The sequence below is a fragment of the Vreelandella sp. H-I2 genome (assembly GCF_052959335.1).
This window is the reverse complement of the sequence record NZ_JBRAMC010000029.1, coordinates 1-257: the sequence shown is the minus strand read 5'-3', so window position 1 is coordinate 257 and position 257 is coordinate 1. Positions and strand designations below refer to the sequence as shown.

Genomic DNA, 257 nt, shown 5'->3' with positions numbered 1-257 from the left:
TCGCAGCCCTTTGTACCGGCCATTGTAGCACGTGTGTAGCCCTACCCGTAAGGGCCATGATGACTTGACGTCGTCCCCACCTTCCTCCGGTTTGTCACCGGCAGTCTCCTTAGAGTTCCCACCATTACGTGCTGGCAAATAAGGACAAGGGTTGCGCTCGTTACGGGACTTAACCCAACATTTCACAACACGAGCTGACGACAGCCATGCAGCACCTGTCTCTGCGTTCCCGAAGGCACCCCGGAATCTCTTCCGGG

At 56.8% G+C, this 257-nt stretch carries 1 rRNA gene; it reads right to left on the bottom strand.

The window, feature by feature from the left end:
- Positions 1–257, bottom strand: a 16S ribosomal RNA gene (locus ACUVOF_RS21980); the annotation flags it as partial.